The organism is Streptomyces sp. P9(2023), from assembly GCF_032436795.1.
Taxonomy (GTDB): domain Bacteria; phylum Actinomycetota; class Actinomycetes; order Streptomycetales; family Streptomycetaceae; genus Streptomyces.
This window is the reverse complement of the sequence record NZ_JAUPWM010000267.1, coordinates 1-337: the sequence shown is the minus strand read 5'-3', so window position 1 is coordinate 337 and position 337 is coordinate 1. Positions and strand designations below refer to the sequence as shown.

The following is a 337-nucleotide window of genomic DNA, read 5'->3' as shown; positions in this document are numbered from 1 at the left end:
CATTCCGCTTTCGCCACCATCCGCCCCGGTCCCCGAGGAAACGCCGCCCGAGGTGCCCTCGGCAATCTCGCGCCGGCCCAGCGTCACCTGAAGCTCGACCTCTTTGCCCTCGCGCAGGACGGTCACATCCACCGCCTTGCCCACCGGCGCATCCGCCACGCGCCGCACCAGTTCGCGCGTGTCCTTCACCTCACCGCCGGCGAATTTCACGATCACATCCCCGGCGCGCATCCCGGCATCCGCAGCCGGCCCCTCGGGCACATCGCTGACCATCGCGCCCTGCTCCGAGGCAATGCCCAGCGCCTCGGCCATTTCCGGCGTCACGTTCTGGATCTTC

General features: G+C 69.4%; 1 protein-coding gene. It reads right to left on the bottom strand.

All coding sequences use genetic code 11. The features are described 5' to 3' along the window. On the bottom strand, positions 1 to 337 hold a 337-nt coding region (locus Q5762_RS37590; RefSeq protein WP_315896803.1), incomplete at both ends, for a PDZ domain-containing protein.